Origin of the sequence: Bacillus sp. AR4-2 (assembly GCF_008274865.1) — a bacterium.
GTDB lineage: Bacteria > Bacillota > Bacilli > Bacillales > Bacillaceae_G > Bacillus_A > Bacillus_A cereus.
Window position 1 is genome coordinate 3,071,487 of the sequence record NZ_CP031062.1, and the last position, 16,539, is coordinate 3,088,025.

Here is a 16,539-nt window from a genome sequence, read left to right on the forward strand (position 1 = left end):
GCATTCTACATTACAATCTATCAAATACAATTTGTTCTTCCTACTAAATAGGAGCTATTCCAAATTATTATTTTGGATAGCTCCTTTCAAATTCTTCTTATTTTTTTACTTCTACCAATGTCAGCTTCTACATACAATTTCTTCTGCTATTTGTGGGCAGTAACACTCTCATTTCAAAATTTGGTGAATAAACTGCTTGATTGCAATGCGAGTGGCCCTCACTGATTAAAGTTTCCTTTTATTTTTGCATTGAATCTAACATCTTCACAATAAAGGCAGCCGCCTGACCACGAGTTGCTGTGCCTCGAGGATCAAACTCATTATTTCCAATACCATTAACTACCTTTAGACTGTATAATCGTTGAACCGATTCTTTGTATGTTATTAAATGCTTATCTGTAAATGGTAATGCTACTAACTCACCTGTAATTCCTTTATATCGTAATGCTTTGTCAATCATAATAGATACTTCTTCACGAGTAATTGGTGAGTTAGGATCAAAAATCCCTTCACCACGACCATTAATAATTCCTGCACTTGCACAACGTTTAATACCGTCATGAAGTGATGGATGTGCCTCATTAATATCTACAAATGACTTATTTCCCTCTGGTAGTTTAAGAGCATTCGAGATTAATTTCGCAAACTCCGCTCTCGTTACATTTCGATATGGAGCAAATACACCATTGCCTTCGCCTTGCATAATACCTAGACTGTTTAATTTACGAATATGCCCTTCAAACCAGCCACCTGTAATATCATCTTTTGGTTTTTGTACTTCTTCCTTAGGCTTTTGTACTTCTTCCTTTGGTACATTGTAGTTAATTTTAATCCAACTTGGGTCATAGAAAATCCATTCTCCATTACCTACTTTATACCAACCATTTTTAACGGCTAATACTTTGTAACGATCTCCGTTTGAAGCTTTACGTACAACACGATGTTCAATACCCGCATCACTACGTACATTGATGCCACTACCATTTACCACTAGTTCCATGCTAGGTTCAGCTGGATTATTTTCATTTGGATTAAATGAGTCATTTTTATCTTGTAAAGGCGTATCAATCTGCGCATTTATATTTGCATACCACTGAATTCCTTGTACGAAACCAGCCCAATTACCACGTGAAATTAAAATGTCAGGACATTTTTTCCCGCTCCATTGTTGATGCTTGTAAATATGATCTGCACCAATTCCTTCTTTGTTCATTAAATAACCTGCAAGTCGTTTTGCATTTTCTAACGCTTTATTGTAATCACCGTCTTGGTTAACCGCAATCTCGATACCGATAGACTCCCTGTTTCCTGAACCATCTCCATCTCCTGCATGCCAACCATTTTCGTTTGTTGGTAAGTGTTGATAAATTTGTTTATCATCTACAGTAAAATGCCATGAAGCTGTTCGGAAAGTGCCTTCAGTTGCTTGCTTGTATAAATATTTCGCATGATTTTCAGCATTAGCACCAGCAGCTGTATTTGCGGTCTCATGGATTGTAATGTAACGTGCTTTCATCGGATTTGCAGGACGAATATCAGGATTTCCTGCTGGAACAATCCACTCCACAAATGGAACTCCTGCAAGTGTTCCATATTTCTTCGTACTCTGTGCACTATATTGAATACCTCTTGGCTTTGCAACAGGTTTCATTTGACGATCAGATCCATCATTTCGACCATCTACAGATTCAAATGCCTTTTCAATGTTTGAAATAGCTTCCTTTTCTGCTACTTGTCCCTTCTTAGCATCTTGCATTTTGTTTAATTCTTCTGTTTCATCATGTTTATGCTTATATTCTTCTAAAAGCATTTTTTCATTTTCAGATACTTCTGCTTCGTTAATTTGTACATGATCAGGAACTTCCAACTTGAAATTAGAATAATTTAATCCGCTCGTTCCGTGTTCTCCTTGGGCAATATTAAGTTGATCAGTTTGAGATTTGTTGATCTCTTCTGCTGATGCTGATAAAGGTGCGCTCCCTAAAATCACTAGACTTGTTGATAGTGCGATTACTTGTTGTTTGATTGTCTTATTCATTATTATAATAAATACATACACACTCCCACCGTGTATGTATCTCAACCTCCCTTTATTGTCACATTAATTTTTAAAAATATGAATCTACTATGTACTCCTAATATATTTTCTTTTTATTTATATATTTAAATTACCATATTTTATACCCATTAAGAAAATATTTATATGTCATCCCTACAGATGAATTTCATCTAACATACTTTTTATAAAATTCATCAACAAACATTATTTTACAACTAATTACAAATACCGTCAAAATAATCAATTTAAACTTAGACAAATAACTGGCATACAATTTCATAATAAGAGATCCTATACTATCGACATACATCTATTACAAATTCCCTTTAACGTTTTCAACAATCTCATTTATCGTATTCCGATCAAACTTATCACTAATTTCATATGACTCACGATCTCCTACGAATTGCACGCCTACGATATCATTGCGATCCTTACCGTATTGCACTTCAATAATAGATCCTCGCTCTATTTGTTTCCAAATGAGACCTGCTTCATCTTTATTATCTAAAATAATGCAGTCTTCAATATTTTCATCAATCCCAATTAATTTATTATCATCCATATATCCAATCTCGTATTGTTGCCGTTCTTTCGCTTTGCCACTTACTAATATACCTTTGCTACCATATGAGTAATCCATATAGTCCTTTTTCTCCGTTTGTACCGCTTTCGGCTTTTGTGCTTCAGTTTTTTCAGCAGTCCCACAACCTGTAATAAGACTGATTGGCATAACCACTATTAATACTAATCTAGTAAATTTCTTTATCATTTGTAACCAACCTCATATATTTAATGTAAAACTCCATTTATTACTTCTATTAAAGAATAACATGATATTAAGTAAACAGAACGAAAGATAACATATTATTTACATACCCACTCTTTAATGAAGGACCAGGCCATTTAAACCTAGTCCTCCATAACTTTAACTTTGCTTCACATACCTAATTGTATGAAATGACGTCTCATTAAATAATTGCAAGTTTTCCCCATCATAATCTTGAACTTTATATGCTATTTTCTTTTTTTGAATTGTATCTTCTACACCGTCTACTAAACGTTTATTGAGATGTAAATAGATTGTAAAAGCTTCCTTATCATATTCCCAAGTGCCTTCAATATAATTCTTTTTATTTGGATACTCACCTTTACCATACGTTTCAAATGTCTTATCACCTTTTAGAATAAGTGACATAATGAAACCGTCTGTTCCTTTGAATCCCCAATTACCGATTAATTCCGTACCATCTTTCACATTCTTCATAACGTTATCCGTATTAATTCCAGCTTTCTTATCTAACTCTTTCAAATCTTTCACAGATACTGTACCGTCACCGATTTTAATATCCCCTTCAAGATCTTTGAATGCCTTAAGCCAGTAAATATCTCCTTCTTTCACTAACTTTTCGGATTTCTCCATTAACTCTTTATCAGTCTTATCGCCTTTTTCTCTTTTTTCTTTTCGGGTGAATACTTCATTTATTAAAGAAAAAGACTCTCTAAAATAACCAATTGCTTTTTCAAAATCCTTTTGTTGATTTACATACTCTGTAGGGGGATCTATCGACTCAAATTTATCTAACACTTTATTTAATTCTTTCACACTATCTACTATATCTGATTTCTTTTTCTTACCGTCAAAAACCTCTCTTGTAATATTGTTATGCTCCGCAAACAACTTATCAAACTCTACCCCTAATTTATACACTTTATTAGGATAGTCTTCCTTTGAAACTTTTTCTTTCTTACTATTAGACTTCGATTCTTTTACTTTAGACTCTTCCGTTTTCTCCTGTTTAGAAGTGTTCGTTTTCTCAGAAACTCCACAACCAAATAACAACATGACCGGAACTGCTACCCCTAGTAGTTTCTTTGCATTCATGACTGATTTCTCCTTCTACTTGAATAGATTACTCTTGCTATACCCATCCTCTTTTTTTATCTTGTAATTAAAGTTACAATCGCAATAACTCCTAGAATCGGTCCCCAATATTCCATTTTTATAAAAAATAATGAGTGCTTTTTGTTAAACATAACTTTTTCACCAGTTTCGGCATCTATATAAACTTTCCCATCTGGCTTATTAATATATTTACCTAAATACCAAGACATAACCCCTGATATAATAAACATTACCGCCATTGGCCAACTATGGTCTTGAAAATATGTAGCGTCCCCCGTTATAGATCCAAAGATAGCCTTACCCAAAAGAGTATTAATAATTACAATAATTGCGACCAAAAAACCCCAACCAGACCAAATAATCATCTATTTCTCCTCCTAAAGCGTACAACTTTGTACTTTATGTTAATTTGAACTGCAAACGAAAATGTTTAAAAAACCGAATATTCAGACGTTGATAATTATATTTAGCTTACATTCGATTCTAACTTTAATGTCCTAAATGCAAATGAACCAGATATAATTTGTAAAATTGTCGGAATAAGTAAAAAGAATAATGACATAAACAACATAACTATAGGAATCACAATCATACAAACTCCATAAACTTTATTATTAACCTTGTTTACTAAACACGATAAAATGAACAATCCTATTTGAACCGTTAAAATAATAGAGTAATAAGCTAAAAGTTCGTAATCAACACCTTCCATAATATTAAACGCTACAACTATTAATATTATGGAAATAATAATTCCCAAAATGCCACCAATTAAACCTAATACAAATTCAGGTGTTCTTTTCAATTCAATCCCCCTTTTTTGAAAAACTAACAACTTGTATATTTTTCCCATTCACCATCATACCAAATATTTATTGGAAAAACTATACAAATCATTTTTATTCTACTGTACTTTACTTCTAACTATAGATAACTTGTAGCAGTTACAAAATCAAAAGCTTCAAAATTACTAACCGGTTTCGATACTTTTAGAAAGTAGACATACCCCTTGAATACAATTAGTATTAACATATGAAATACGAAAGGCTTAAAAAGGCTTTCACATGAAGAAAGGAAGTTGCACAACTATGGATTTTAAAACAGTTATGCAAGAACTTGAATCTCTAGGTAAGGAACGAACGAAAAAAATATACATATCTAACGGTGCGCATGAGCCAGTATTCGGAGTAGCTACAGGTGCCATGAAACCAATCGCTAAAAAAATAAAATTAAATCAAGAATTAGCTGAAGAACTTTATGCCACAGGCAACTACGATGCTATGTACTTTGCAGGTATTATTGCCGATCCAAAAGCTATGAGTGAGTCTGATTTTGATCGCTGGATAGACGGAGCGTATTTTTATATGCTATCTGATTATGTTGTAGCAGTAACTTTATCGGAGTCAAATATTGCGCAAGACGTTGCTGATAAATGGATTGCAAGTGGGGACGAGCTTAAAATGTCTGCAGGCTGGAGTTGCTACTGTTGGCTTTTAGGAAACCGCAAAGACAATGAATTTTCCGAAAGTAAAATTTCCGATATGCTTAAAATGGTGAAAGATACAATTCATCATTCTCCAGAACGAACAAAATCCGCTATGAATAATTTCCTAAACACTGTGGCAATCTCATATGTACCACTACATGAAAAAGCAGTCGAGATTGCAAAAGAAGTTGGTATAGTTGAAGTCAAACGTGATAATAAAAAAAGCAGTTTGTTAAATGCTACAGAGAGTATTCAGAAAGAACTTGATAGAGGAAGACTTGGTTTCAAGCGTAAGTATGTAAGATGTTAAAAGTATGAAGGTGTCAATCTAGGAGAGATTGACACCTTTTTAGTGGACATTACTAGACTAACGGAGCTGCAAGTTAAAGGGAACCAATCATTCATCTCCCACTATACATCTCAAACTTCTTCTTTCAATTTATATACCCTATCTCTTTTCTCATCATCTTTGATAAAAATAAGTTTTCCTTCTGTAACAAAACCTTCTAATAGTAAACATACTTGTCCATATGCTTTAGGCTTATTCGTAGTGAATCTTTCATCGGGTATTTTACCAGATCGTATTAATCGTTCACATAGCTCAAGCGCACTTATTTCTTCAGAATCAATTAATTCTAAAATATCTTTTTGTAATGGTGATAAAGGGGCTGGTACCTTACATACCTCAGCTACCTCCACCTTTTCTTTTTCTTCTTCAAATAAATCTTCAAATGAAATTTGATTCATACTTCTTTTCCTTTCTAACGATTGATTTGTATAATATGAACTGAATCCTATAGCGTATTTATTATTATGTATTACTTACCTTTTTTCATAAATCTCAAACTCATGTACATCGTTTCATATAGTATGTTTTGATTATACCAAATATATGTTCTGTTTTCTATTGTAGAATTTTCATAACAGAAATGAAAGTAATAGTGAACATTTTTCTTCTCTTTAGTTGTATAAAAAATCACGCAAAAAGTTTACATAATAAAATTATAGTGCTCTGTTAAATTTCTACGCTAAAACGCAAAAAAACACTCGTTGCCTTTAATCGACAATCGAGTACTTTAAGTTCATCTATTTTTAAGTAGCATAAATTGGTAAGTTTTGTAGTAACAGTATGACACCTTTTACATGTCATGACAACTACTACGTTAAAACTTACGAGTTTGTACGAGTTCGTTAATTTAATATACATTCCATGCGTTTATATTCATCACACAGTAAAATGTCATCTCGCCTAAGCTCGTACTTCGTTTTCTATTCTATCATTGCACACAGTACTCCATGATGGTACAACCATCATGGAGTATCAATTTTCAAACACCCTATTATTTTTTCTATCCACTTCACATAAACTTTATTTTTTTAATCATGTAATTTATTTAAAAAATCAGTAAATGTATCTGCAATGTAAAATACATTCTCTCTTGCACGTTCTTCCACTTGTTCTTCTGTTAATCCTTCTTCTCGCAGCAACATTTCTTTTTCACCAGCATTTTCATGTTCCCAAAATACCACAACAGGGTTATTTTTGTCATTTTTATAGTCAAAACATATTAAATTTCCCGCTGGGTCAAAAGCAAAAGGAACTAATTCTGCTGGTAGTGTATCCTTGTAATCATCAAATACTTCCATAATATTTTCATCATCTTCCATATCGTAACTTAATAACGTTCCAAAAACCTTTCTTTTCCCTTCAACTTCAAACACCTCTGGACTAACATGCGCTCCATTATTATTCATCACACATTCTATATAATCTAAAGGAAAATTAATGTTCAATTCCTGTTCAACATTCTTTACATCTTCTCGTATAATAGGTTCATCTGGTGATCTCCATTGTACCTTACTCATCTGATTCCATCCCCCCATAATGCATTTCCACCTAAATGGTTAACTTTATGCGTTTTAGACACTACTAACTGCATTTTACCAGGTACTTGATGATCCATGTCTATCTAATAAAAAAGCACTCGTTGCCTTTAGTCGGCAATCAAGCACTCTAAATTCAAATAATATTTTCTAAGAGTTTAATTTATTGATTATATAAGACACACACGGAACCAATAGCAATTTTTCAACAATATTATTTTGAATTAATAATTGTATTAAACGGTTCTTAATTCAAATACCCTCTATTTTAAGCCCTAAAATCAGTTAATCAGTACTAGATATTTTCAATATATCCCCTAATTCGCCTAACAGTTCTATGTTTTTTAAAGCCAACTCAACAGGTATGTCTTTCATTAACACGAATGGTAATTGTTTTGATCCTTTTAATAAGTCAAACAATCCCTTTTTGATGATAAATACCTCTTGTATTTTCTTTAAATCCATAGCCCCTCCTACTGGTGGACTTACCAATATAAGATTACACAGTTTTTCCTTAAACACTTCCTGTTCTTCGTCCACACAGTCAATATCTATCGCTCCGTCATTTATCCACTGTATTAAATTCTCACTTACTGTGGTTGCATAATTCGGATCCATAATCCCCGAATCAACTTGTACTAACTCTGTTGCGTTTTCATTTGCAGTCATTAACAGTATTTTGCCTCCACCATTACTTCCTACAGCAACATAACCCTTTGCATATTCATGGACTTCATATGTTTTATTCATTTCATCTATTATATCCACTCCAAATATAACGACTCCATTATCGGACACAAAACCATTTGTATGCTTTAGTAATTGTTTATAAGCATTAGGGAGTATTAATCCCATTTCCTCTTCAATTTTTTTAATTTCATTTTCATCAACTGGAGAATATAATTCATAAGTCGACAATTTTTGAACATTTATCATTTAAATCCTCCTAATCCATCAAAATATCTATATGCTTCTCGCATTACTTTTTTTTCTACTTTTAAATCTACACCCACTTCAATCATTTCTTTATAGCTAATATTAAATTCGTATATTATATCCGTACTAAAACCTTCATTCCTTCTTCTAGCTCTTTGAAGAGCGGATATTATAGCATGTGGTTCACCAGAGGTAGATTTGAGTAATATTGATGGTGCTTGTCGACTGCTATAATTATTACCGCTTGTTTTAGCCCATATCTTAGCCCATTCATCTTGTATTGCATGATGCGCTTGTACCAATCCATCATTTTTGGTATTCCGAAAACCTAGAGCACGATTCTTATTTGGACTCATTTTTTTATACAAGTCAACATCTTCAACAATATAACCTCCATTTTTAAGTTGACTCCTAGTGGACCTTTGCGGAAATGCAATACCAGCCCTTTCATTAATATTAGCATGGAGCTGTTCAGAAGTTAATTCGCCATATTTCCCTCTCAAATATTCTAATCTGGATTCTCCCGTACCCTTAACCCCACCACTCTCCAAATTCGAGATCCTACTCTGAATACTCGCCTTCGAGGCATCATGGGCTTCTTGGAATTTCCCGCTATAGTTCTTTCCAGATCTAACGACACTTCCATCTGGCATTATTTCTACACCTTTAACGAATGGGGTTACGGTTTCCGTGTCCACAACTTTTACTAATTATATAATACTGGTAATTTATGTTAACTTTAATTTACAAAAATATTTTTTTAAATTTTATAGTATGCCTATCTATAAAAAAAGCACTTGTTGCCTTTCGTAGACAATCAAGTGCTTTAAGTTCATATGTTTTTAAGTAGCATAAATTTGTAAGATTTATAAGATCTGTAAGTTTTGTATTAACATTACGACACCTTTTACATGCCATGACAACTACTAAGTTAAAATTGACGAGTTTGTACGGGTTCTTAGTTTAATATACTTTCCATGTGATTATATTCATCACCCAGTAAAATGCCATCTCACCTAAGCTCGTACTTCGTTTTTTCGACGTACAATGAATTAGAGAATCTATTCAAAGTTGTATAAACTCTACCTACTAAATTAGGATTTTTTTGTTTATATAAAAACTTTGCAACAGAACCTTTAAACTAAACTTCAAATCCAATTACTATCCATTCATCTACAATGTCCCAAAAATTTATATTATATCTAGGCTCTTTATTCGTCCACCATAAAGTCGCATTATCATTATTAGAATTCTTATAATCTACTGCAACATAACCACCCATACCACTTTTAAAGAAACCAAAAGTAGTTTGTAAATCAATTTGTAAAGGTTCTTCTAACTCCTCAATAATACCCCATTCATCATCATCAAAAAAAGTTACATTTTCTAAAGGAACTAAACCCATAGATTGACTCGCATAAAAATAGAAACCATTATGAACAGTTCGATAAAAATTTCGTATTGTTGAAGGAATCTTATCCCAAGATTTTTCTAATTCTTCATTATTAAACTCATCTTTGGGATTTCCCCATTATCTGTTTTAATAGTGTATAAAATTGAATATCTACCATTTGTGTTCATAAGCTCTACTTCTTCAAGGTGCTTAGACAAATAAGAAATAGTGTTTCTTAATTCCACTCCTACTTGCTCTTTCCATATCGATAAAATACTCTCAACTCTCTTGTCTACATTTTCTTCTTGAAACAATTCATACCATGAATTTGGTATTTTCCCACTATCAAGTTTATTAATCCCATGGCATGATATAAGTTGTGCATTTCTTTTATATTTTCTTAAAAAACCAAGTTTTTGTTCCATAATTCTATCTCCTTTATTTATCTATATCCTTTTTATTTCCTTCAACAAAATCATCAATTTGTTTTTGTAATTTCATTTCTAATTCTTTTTCCTTCTTTATCATTTCTTCTCTAAACTTAGGATCAACTTCAATTTTTTCTTTCTTATAAATTGTCCAATCAGAATAAGATTTAGACCCCTTAGATTTATTGGCTGCTTCACTTAATCCTAGAAAATTCTCTTCATTATTTAAAACCTTAAGTTGTTGTTCTTTCGTTAATTTATCAAAATTTTCCACATTTGCTATATTTTTTATTGATACGATATGATCAGCTTGAAGCCTGTCTGTAATATACTTACCAGGTAAAGCAGGGTCAGGCGTTCCTATTTTATCCTCAATGCCCTCATTAACTTTTTCCCGTAGCTTTGCAGTAGGCGTTCCATCTCTTAATTCATCATATAATTCCTTTGAGATTCTTCTTTCCCCGTATCGAGGCGGTGTTCCAATATCACCCGTACCCTTAACCCCACCACTCTCCAAATTCGAGACCCTACTCTGAATACTCGCCTTTGAGGCATCATGGGCTTCTTGGAATTTCCCGCTATAGTTCGTTCCAGTTCTAGCGACACTTCCATCTAGCAGTATTTCTACACCTTTTACGAATGGGGTTACGGAGTCCACACCTTTTGCTAATGTATTTTCAATTATATAATTTTCACGACTTAATCTATCTAACAATCCTTAAAAATAATCTATATTGATTTTCACTTATTTATCAATCTCTAATATCTCTAAGAAAAAAGCACCCGCTACCAATCATAGGTTTTCGAGTGCTCAAATGTATATAATCCCCATCATATTTAAATCATTTTTAAGATTTGTTCCTTCACATTTTCATCAAATTTGGCTCCTTCTACCTTTGCTCCTGTCCAAACTACATTGTCAAGTTTAGCACCGGTAAAATTCGCGCCCGTAAAATCACCATTTAAAAGGGTCGCTCCCGTTAAATCTGCGTCAGTAAAATCTGCATTTCTAGCGTTTACTTCTGATAAATTAGCATCTTCTAAATATGCTTTTTCAAAGTTACCTTCTGTAAGATTCGCGTTGCTGAAATTTGTTCCCGTACAGTCAGCCTGTTCCGCATTGATTCCTGATAAATTTGCATGGCGAAAAGTAGCATGATTTAATATCGTTCCAACTAATTCTCCATATGAAAAATCAACTTCATCAAAACATGTTTCAAAACAACTACTTATATTTATCTTTGCATATTTCATATTCGCTTTAGAAAAATCCGCTTCGCCAAACCTACAATCTGCAATATGTATTTCCTCTAAATTACAGCTCCTGAAATCAGCAAACTCAAAATCACAATCAAAAAAAGATGCTCTCATTAGTGAAGAAGCTCTTAAATGGACTTGTTTTGCCATGATACCCTCTGCCATCACCTCTGACAAATCAGAAAAAGTAAGGTCTAAATTGCTCATATCTAGCCCATCTATAACCTCATCATTGTATTGAGATCTATTTAATATTTCCATGACTCTTATTCTATCATTACCATTCTCATTCATTATTACGACCTCCTTTCATTTAGCTTTTCAGATAGTCCTTCCAAGCAATATTTGGAGAATAAGTTACACCCATTTGATCTCCATCAAAACTTGGTATAGCCATTACTTGTGCTGGTTCCAAATACTTCATTACTTGTAGCCAATTATCAAGTAATGTATCACTATCACTCTCTAATGGATTATTTAAAATATCAATACAAAGGCCACCCCAATCTAGCTCAGATACCACAGCTGGACTATTTTGTAATAATTCCTTATCAAACATTTCTAAAATATGACCGCTAAAGTATGTTCTAGCCCCTACCCCTAAGGGACCGTTAGGAAGAAACCTAACTGGTATTGGTTGGGAAGATATTTCCATCCACATTTGTAATCGTTCACGTTCGGTATTCCACGGATATGATAAAGGCCAAAAAATTTGAGTTACTCCATAACTTGGTTTCGCAATTTCTGCAATTTGGTCAGACAACTCAAAAAAAGCAGGCCATAATTTTTTAGATATCGATTTATGAAACTCAAACTTCAAAAATGAGCGATGACTCCAGTTAACTTCAAAACTCCCACTATAGTTCACCGATTTATCACGATAAAGGTAAACTTCTGATACTTTATGCTCTGAAACTACTTTTTCCAGGATTTCCTGACGATTATATTCTACTCGTACCATTTCACTGTTACCCCAATGAGTAGGAGCAAATTTTTCATTTGACTCAAACACATCCAAAAGACGACCTAATACTTCTTCTTCGTTAAAAGATACTGTAGGATACATTGTAATTGAGAAAAAATCAGGTTTCATGTATATCCTCCTTAATACTAAAAAATATAGTCACATAATAATTTTTATTCATAGTTTTTTCCATCGCCCTCCACCAGGTAAACGTGAATTGCCCTCCCATTTATGAGTCACTTTTCCACTACTTGGGTCAGTATAGTAAATCTCACTCTTTTCTCCTAAAGGCCCACTTGGTCTTGGTTTAGGAGGAATTCCATTCAAATCGGGTTTATCACTTGATATTGTCACAATATGACTTCCACTTTTATCTTCGAGCATCTCTCTTTCAGCTCGCATTTGACTGTCATTATGAATAACGTGTTCTTTGTCACTTATTTTGTGTTTGTGATCATGAACTAAATCGATTTCATCCTTAGCATTACGACCTATACTATCTGGACGCGTAAGATGCCCTTCACTGGATGTATACGTAACAACCTTGCCAGAGTTATTGTCCTCTAATGTACGATTTAGGTGTTCTCCCAAAGCTTTTCTTCCTTTTATTTCTTCTTCTCTTCCACGCTCTTGACTTTTCTTTAAATTTTCACGCTTAACATCCCACTCTTTACGTTCTAAAGGCTCTTTTGTTTCTTCACAATGACGATTATACCTAATGTTATCTGCTTCCTTATAATCCCCCCGTGCTTTGGCTTCATCTATTTTTATTCGATAGTATTTTTCTCTTTCCGGGGTTAGTTTAATTTTGTTTGGGTTTGCGTTACTACCTCCACTACCCTTAGCAAGTTGATAAGCGTCATCCTTAGCTGCCGTACTTGCCTTTGAAAACTTTCCAGCTACTTCTCCAACAGTTGAAGATTCTATATAAGGAAGCTTCATTCCTATTCCAGTATCCACCGTCCTAACTGCTACTGGAATAGGAGTATTTTTCATAGCATCTAGTGCATTTTTTAAAGTCTTATTTTCCTTAAGCGATTGTACCACATTTTTACCCAAATTTGGATTAAAACCAGGCATTCCTTCTTTGAATTTTAATAATTTGGCTAAATCAGCTAATTCACTCGTCCCTTTGAATGCTTTTACTCCTTTTCCTACCGCTCCAACAACTGGGATTGCGTCTAATCCACCAAAAATGATGTTTCCTACCCGCTCTTCTTGGCTCAATTTTCGGTGTGTTCCCCAGTCTTCTCCGTCGATACCGCTTTTTATTTGTACACCTCCGTATACTACTGCGGCAGCGGCCCCGAGTGGTGGACAAAGGATTGTTGTGATGATGATTCCTACGCCTATTCCTATGTCTCGCACCATTTCTAGTTTTTTCTGTTCATCTTCTATCGATTTGTATTCAAATCCTCGTGTGGATGGGACTACTTTCTTGTATTCTTCATAATTTAGTTTTGCATCTGGATTTTGTTTTTTTAGTTCTTTGTACTCCCCTCTCAGTACGTTATCAAATGCAGGTGAATCTCTAAAAATATCTTCTACTGTTATTTTATCTTTCTTCTTCTGTATTGTTTGTGGTACACTTCCATAGCCTGCATGCGCACCTGGTAATACTGTCGTTGTTGTAGAGCCAATTCGGTTATTTGTTTCGAAACTGAGAATAGATGTATCTCTCATTTTTTGAGCGAATTTATCCATTTCTACTAAAAAAGGTTTATCTATATGTTCAGAGACTAATCGCCCTGCTTCTCCGCAATATTTTTGTAATGTCGAATAGCTATCAAGTAATTCCCCGATTTTTTGCGATTGATCTTTTGGGTTAAAATGTATACTACCATCCGAGTCTAAATCTCGTATTCTTCCATCAATTCTTTTTAATGATTCATTTGCTTCCCGTAATTTCATGAGTGCATCTTTTGTAATTCGATTCATACCATCCCCCATGTTTTGCCATGGTTCAGGTCTATATTTCACATCCATCTCGTTTTCATCCCCCCAGCCGTATGGTGATTTCTACAACTTACTTAATATTTCACGTAATTGTTCGTCCTTTTCAAGCATTTCTACACATACATTTCCTACAACTGTCGCTGACCTAGAATAGTGTTCAGCCAATTCTAGTGTTTTGTGTAATATATCAGGATATTTTTCAATTACTCTCATCGCTTCACCTTTTTGATAAAAATCACAGCTTAATAAACTCTCAATATTCGTTCCAATGACGTCTACATGGATTTTATATATATTTTCTAACTTCATTACTATATCAAGTAGTTCTTGAAAATTAACTAATACTTCTTCTCCACCACCAGAACCACTATCTCCCATTGATACTTGCATTATTGAATACCTCCTAACGAGAATTGTCTCGGGTCAATTAACTTTTTATATGGCATTTTTAACACGTCATACAATTTCTTATTAACCGCATAGAGGCTCACCCAGTCATATCGATTACGATCTACATCTATTTGAACGAAATCTTCTCCTTCAGTGAAATATAAGAAACATTCCCATTTTCCTCCTCTATTACTTCGAGGCCTCGTATACGTTTCTATCGCTATAACGTCTTTATTTGATAAATCTTTTTCTTCAAATGTTTGTTGTTCTGCCTCTGTCATTCTCTTTGAGAAAAATGTATCTTCTATTTCCCTCGGTTCTCTCAATAAGAAAGGAATGCGTGTTAATAATGAAAAATATACGTCCGGTTTTGGTATGTAGTCGATCTCGTATTTTTTATTTGGCTCTATTTCCGTTAATACAGCCACTCGATCTTTATCCTCTTTTAAAAAGCCAATTAATACATTATTCATTCTCGTGTATTCATGACAATTTTCATATTCCTTTAATAGTTCAATTATTTGAAAAGCTGCAGGGGTAATTCCATTTTCACTTGTAAGTAGGCCTTTTTCTTTTAAACTCGTAGTTGCTTTCGTGACACATTCTGCATCAAGTAAAATAATTGCGTCACGGTTTGGCAATCCAAATATATCGGTAACCCCAGCTGCACCTGCGAGAACATATAATTCAGCAGGTGCAAAACTCATTTCTTTCCCCATTCTTTTATCCCTCGTTTCTCCATCACAGTTGTTTTATCGCCCTTACTTCCGATTTATCTCCGTACGTTTGAATGCTTTTATCTAACTCTTTCAAAGCTTTCGTATGTCCTTCAAATGCCTCTACCATTTCTGAATTATATTGAATGATCAAATCAAGATAACTTAAAAATGCATCTCTCGTTTTTCCATTCCATTTCGCACCTGTGATATATGCTTTTAAGTCTTTCGCTTGGTTTAAAGAATCCTTCATACCATTTTCAATGTTTTGTGCGTGAGAAATGGCACTTGCAGTGTTACTTCCTATAATTTCAACCTCTTTACCACTCATGTTGGTTCCCTCCATTCTTTGTATGCTTAATGGATAAAGTTTTCAAATTCCTTTTTCTTTTCTTCAAAAGCCTTGGTCGCTGCGGCGTATGCTGACGCTTTCTCCGATTCTGCTTTCGCTTTATATTCCAAATACTTTGCATAAGCTGTACTTTTTGCAGATCCAATATCGCCTAATGCACTTTTAAAATAGGATAATACTGTATTTAAGTCTTCATCCTTTTCATGACGTTTTTGTTCAAATTCAACTGCCGGAATTTTATTAGCTTCTAAGCCATTACTTTTACTCTCATACTCTCTCTTTGCTGATTCAGCCTCTTGAATGAATTGCTTTAACTCTCTTTCTTTATCTTTTAAATAATCATGTAAATCATCATACCGATCTCGTTTCCTCGCACTTTCTGTAAAACCAGACGCATTTAAAAAAGCATTGTACAATTCATCTAACATCTTTCTCCCCCTTTAGCACAATAACTATGTAGTTAAATTCGTATATTTAAACATGAATATTCATTACATTAAGAATTAACAAATAATTATTTTTACATATTGCTATTTTATCAAAGGGATTTTAACATTTCCATATTTTATGAATGGCTTTCGCATTTTTCTTCAATAAAGTGAAACTTTAATCAATATGACTATGTATTTATGTGCAGAAATAATAAAAAACACTGCCAGGCACAGTGTTTTTTATTACTACCTTTTATCCAATTCATTCGTATTAAATCCTTGCTTGAGAGTAAGACCAGTTCTTTCTTATTTCATCAACAACTATTTCTGGATAATCCCAATGAAGCGTACGAGTAGGCTCCCTGATTCGTTATACTATTT

18 protein-coding genes and 2 pseudogenes are annotated in these 16,539 nt (G+C 33.7%); 1 reads left to right on the plus strand and 19 read right to left on the minus strand.

The annotated features are described in order from the left end of the window. Positions 1 to 238 precede the first annotated feature (238 nt). The 5 genes from DN399_RS15820 to DN399_RS15840 form a co-directional block, all read right to left on the minus strand. Positions 239 to 2,038, minus strand: coding sequence for an S-layer homology domain-containing protein (locus DN399_RS15820; RefSeq protein WP_033673070.1), 1,800 nt, complete (start codon positions 2,036 to 2,038; stop codon positions 239 to 241). 334 nt (positions 2,039 to 2,372) lie between these two features. Next, positions 2,373 to 2,831, minus strand: a complete 459-nt coding sequence (locus tag DN399_RS15825) for a hypothetical protein (RefSeq protein WP_000591642.1) — start codon at positions 2,829 to 2,831, stop codon at positions 2,373 to 2,375. Positions 2,832 to 2,987: 156 nt separating this feature from the next. Further along, positions 2,988 to 3,944 carry a DUF3994 domain-containing protein gene (locus DN399_RS15830; RefSeq protein WP_078384798.1) on the minus strand — a complete coding sequence of 319 codons (957 nt, stop codon included), beginning with the start codon at positions 3,942 to 3,944 and terminating at the stop codon, positions 2,988 to 2,990. A gap of 56 nt (positions 3,945 to 4,000) precedes the next feature. Further along, entirely contained in the window at positions 4,001 to 4,330 is a 330-nt protein-coding gene (locus tag DN399_RS15835; RefSeq protein ID WP_000587853.1) for a hypothetical protein, read from the minus strand. 101 nt (positions 4,331 to 4,431) lie between these two features. Beyond that, positions 4,432 to 4,770: a DUF4064 domain-containing protein gene (locus tag DN399_RS15840; protein ID WP_000831724.1), complete on the minus strand. Its 339-nt coding sequence runs from the start codon at positions 4,768 to 4,770 to the stop codon at positions 4,432 to 4,434. 283 nt (positions 4,771 to 5,053) lie between these two features. Here DN399_RS15840 and DN399_RS15845 point away from each other — a divergent pair, with 283 nt between their 5' ends. Further along, positions 5,054 to 5,761 carry a DNA alkylation repair protein gene (locus DN399_RS15845; protein ID WP_000346351.1) on the plus strand — a complete coding sequence of 236 codons (708 nt, stop codon included), beginning with the start codon at positions 5,054 to 5,056 and terminating at the stop codon, positions 5,759 to 5,761. Between the two features lie 110 nt (positions 5,762 to 5,871). On the opposite strand, the gene DN399_RS15850 is transcribed toward DN399_RS15845, so the two are convergent. From DN399_RS15850 to DN399_RS15920, 14 genes and pseudogenes are all read right to left on the minus strand, one after another. Then, a complete protein-coding gene (locus tag DN399_RS15850; RefSeq protein WP_001071909.1) occupies positions 5,872 to 6,198 on the minus strand; it encodes a DUF3895 domain-containing protein in 327 nt (108 codons plus the stop codon). 630 nt (positions 6,199 to 6,828) lie between these two features. Further along, positions 6,829 to 7,317 (minus strand): SMI1/KNR4 family protein, encoded by a 489-nt coding sequence (locus DN399_RS15860; RefSeq protein WP_042883736.1) that lies wholly within the window; start codon positions 7,315 to 7,317, stop codon positions 6,829 to 6,831. Then, positions 7,314 to 7,409 (minus strand): annotated as a pseudogene (locus DN399_RS15865) (HNH endonuclease); the annotation flags it as partial. The gene DN399_RS15860 and the pseudogene DN399_RS15865, both read right to left, overlap by 4 nt. Positions 7,410 to 7,620: 211 nt before the next feature. Beyond that, positions 7,621 to 8,271 (minus strand): SMI1/KNR4 family protein, encoded by a 651-nt coding sequence (locus DN399_RS15870; protein ID WP_000611386.1) that lies wholly within the window; start codon positions 8,269 to 8,271, stop codon positions 7,621 to 7,623. Further along, a complete protein-coding gene (locus tag DN399_RS15875) occupies positions 8,268 to 8,924 on the minus strand; it encodes a hypothetical protein (RefSeq protein WP_149149797.1) in 657 nt (218 codons plus the stop codon). Before DN399_RS15875 ends, DN399_RS15870 begins: the two co-directional genes overlap by 4 nt. Positions 8,925 to 9,412: 488 nt before the next feature. Further along, positions 9,413 to 10,089 (minus strand): annotated as a pseudogene (locus DN399_RS15880) (SMI1/KNR4 family protein). Between the two features lie 13 nt (positions 10,090 to 10,102). Further along, on the minus strand, positions 10,103 to 10,750 hold the full coding sequence (locus DN399_RS15885) for a hypothetical protein (RefSeq protein WP_255478133.1): 648 nt from the start codon (positions 10,748 to 10,750) through the stop codon (positions 10,103 to 10,105). Positions 10,751 to 10,929: 179 nt separating this feature from the next. Next, positions 10,930 to 11,643, minus strand: coding sequence for a pentapeptide repeat-containing protein (locus DN399_RS15890; RefSeq protein ID WP_149149799.1), 714 nt, complete (start codon positions 11,641 to 11,643; stop codon positions 10,930 to 10,932). A gap of 19 nt (positions 11,644 to 11,662) precedes the next feature. Further along, the gene (locus DN399_RS15895) at positions 11,663 to 12,442 is read right to left on the minus strand and encodes a hypothetical protein (RefSeq protein ID WP_149149800.1); all 780 of its coding nucleotides are present in this window, start codon (positions 12,440 to 12,442) and stop codon (positions 11,663 to 11,665) included. Positions 12,443 to 12,490: 48 nt separating this feature from the next. Further along, positions 12,491 to 14,299 (minus strand): ADP-ribosyltransferase, encoded by a 1,809-nt coding sequence (locus tag DN399_RS15900; protein ID WP_149149801.1) that lies wholly within the window; start codon positions 14,297 to 14,299, stop codon positions 12,491 to 12,493. A 33-nt stretch (positions 14,300 to 14,332) separates the two neighbouring features. Beyond that, positions 14,333 to 14,659 carry a hypothetical protein gene (locus DN399_RS15905; RefSeq protein ID WP_001198201.1) on the minus strand — a complete coding sequence of 109 codons (327 nt, stop codon included), beginning with the start codon at positions 14,657 to 14,659 and terminating at the stop codon, positions 14,333 to 14,335. Then, positions 14,659 to 15,378 carry a DUF5081 family protein gene (locus tag DN399_RS15910; protein WP_000514121.1) on the minus strand — a complete coding sequence of 240 codons (720 nt, stop codon included), beginning with the start codon at positions 15,376 to 15,378 and terminating at the stop codon, positions 14,659 to 14,661. The genes DN399_RS15905 and DN399_RS15910 overlap by 1 nt, the downstream gene beginning before the upstream one ends. Before the next feature lie 22 nt (positions 15,379 to 15,400). Next, positions 15,401 to 15,706, minus strand: coding sequence for a WXG100 family type VII secretion target (locus tag DN399_RS15915; RefSeq protein ID WP_149149802.1), 306 nt, complete (start codon positions 15,704 to 15,706; stop codon positions 15,401 to 15,403). A 26-nt stretch (positions 15,707 to 15,732) separates the two neighbouring features. Next, positions 15,733 to 16,155, minus strand: coding sequence for a hypothetical protein (locus DN399_RS15920; RefSeq protein WP_149149803.1), 423 nt, complete (start codon positions 16,153 to 16,155; stop codon positions 15,733 to 15,735). Between the last annotated feature and the right edge of the window lie 384 nt (positions 16,156 to 16,539).